This is a genomic window from uncultured Rothia sp. (genome assembly GCF_937976295.1).
Classification (GTDB): domain Bacteria; phylum Actinomycetota; class Actinomycetes; order Actinomycetales; family Micrococcaceae; genus Rothia.
On record NZ_CALJRY010000256.1, the window covers coordinates 1 to 2,041 of the forward strand.

The 2,041-nt window shown below is 60.0% G+C and carries 2 protein-coding genes; both read right to left on the reverse strand.

Annotated elements, in window-relative coordinates; all coding sequences use genetic code 11:
• Nucleotides 1-88: 88 nt before the first annotated feature.
• Entirely contained in the window at nt 89-895 is an 807-nt protein-coding gene (gene trmB, locus Q0216_RS06870; protein ID WP_005508988.1) for a tRNA (guanosine(46)-N7)-methyltransferase TrmB, read from the reverse strand.
• A 210-nt stretch (nt 896-1,105) separates the two neighbouring features.
• On the reverse strand, nt 1,106-1,504 hold the full coding sequence (locus Q0216_RS06875; RefSeq protein ID WP_298594003.1) for a hypothetical protein: 399 nt from the start codon (nt 1,502-1,504) through the stop codon (nt 1,106-1,108).
• Nucleotides 1,505-2,041 lie beyond the last annotated feature (537 nt).

Consider the following 2,041-nt stretch of genomic DNA (forward strand, 5'->3'; position numbering starts at 1 on the left):
GGGAGCCTCACCTTCTTTAACGTATGCACTTTGCGCGGTGGCGGGAAATCACATGGCGGTGACTGGCGCTACCTTGCTTACTTGTGGCTTACTTGCGGCGGTAGGTCAGATCGTGCGCGCGGCGACCCGCCTCCTGAGCCTTACGCTCAAAACTGGTGAGGGTACGACCCTCCCAACGCGGAGCCCAACCACCCAGCGGATCCTCCTCAGTCGCACCGGCGCCGGGGTTCACGTTCTCAAAGTCGGGGTGCGCCTCCAGAACCTCACGCATGACCAGGGCGTACTCCTCCCAGTCAGTCGCCAGACGCCAAATACCGCCGGGCTTGAGCACGCGCGCAACCTTATCAGCGAACGCCGGGGACACCAGGCGGCGCTTGTGGTGGCGGGACTTATGCCAGGGATCCGGGAAGAACACCCACAGCTCGTCCACGGAGTTCTCCTCAAGCATGTTGTCGAGCAGTTCGGGTGCGTTCGCCTGAGCCACACGCACGTTCTCCACGCCGGCGTTGCCCATCTTCAGCAGCAGATCCGCGATGCCGGGAGTGTACACCTCAACGGCGAGGAAGTTCGCCTCGGGCACCTCAGCTGCGCGGTGCACGATTGCCTCGCCCAGACCGGAACCGATCTCGACGACCTGGTACGCCTCGCGGCCGTAAATCTTGACCGGGTCGAAGGTCGCCTCGGGCGCGACGGAGGTGTCGGTGCGCAGGCGCGGGATGTCCAGCACGTGGGTGGGGGAGTAGGTGTCCCACGCCTTCTGGCGGCGCGCGGTGAGGCGGTCGCCGCGGCGGACGAAGGAGTAGGGCTGGCGGAAGAATTCCTCGGGAACCGGCTTCTTGGCCTTTTCTTCGGTGGATTCGGGTGCCTGGCTAGGCTGCGTGTTCTCAGTAGACATACCTAAAAGAATAGCGCAGGGCAAAGAATAGCGCAGGGCCGCTACACCGTGTGGTTAGCGGGCGTGCGGGGCTGGCGTGAGGCTGAACTAGCCGGGTGCGCGCCGGTCTGAGGGGCGCAGAAAAGTAGCGTGCATACAAAAGTGCGGCGGGAACGAATACCGTTCCCGCCGCACCTCGTGAGGTCGTCTGGGTAATTTAGCCTGCGGAGCTTACTTCTCGGAACCCAGCAGTGCCAGACCCGCACCGAGCAGCACGATGTTGTTTGCGAGCTGCTGACCGTCCTGAGTGGGGCGGAAGAACTTGTCGTGCATGTCCGGGTTGCGGAAGTACATGGTCATCAGGTTTGCCGCGAATGCGGTCAGGCCTGCGCCCGCCAGGCGTGCGGGGATGACGGGGGTCAGCAGGGTTGCACCGAGTGCGGTCTCTGCGCCGGCGATGAGCTTACCGAAGGTTGCTGCGTCCAGCTTGGAGACTGCGGGAACACCGGTTGCCGCCATCTGCTGCAGGAAGGCGTAGGTGCCTTCGTCTGCCTTGAGCTTCTTGACGCCTGCGTCGAGGATGAGTGCGCCGGCGGTGATGCGGAGTGCTGCGTTGGAGAACTTGCTCATGATTTTGTCCTTCTGTTCTGTAGTTGGTTGGTTAGGTTTTGGTTGAACCAGTTTCTATTATAGACTCGTTTTCCACTCTGTAAAGTTTTACACGTAAAGTTTCTTAATTTTTTGAAAACCCGGAACGGAAGTAGCCCGTAGATAAAGGGGTATGGGTGGCGCGAAGTATGCTTTGGGCGAACCCTCACGGCTTTTCGTTAGCGCGCTCCGTCTCAAAATTCTGCCCCTGTTGGATTCCTTGCGCTCATGTGGGTATGAGGGGGTAGAATTTGAAATTATGCATTCTCTGCATAAATCACTATCGGTGATGCAGGAAGTCGGAAGTCCCGCAAAATCGGAACCCACAAGCTCAAACGCACCGCGCCAGCTTTAGGAAACGTGGGAACCGCCTCCTGGCACGCCGCTAGGGATTGTGCATGAATACCAACCACCCGGACTCGCCCCCGAGTAAAAAATTAGGGCGAACCAAAGCAGAAAAGAGGAATACGTGACACAGCAGCCAACGCCGCACAACTCCGTCACCGGCCTAGACTCCGA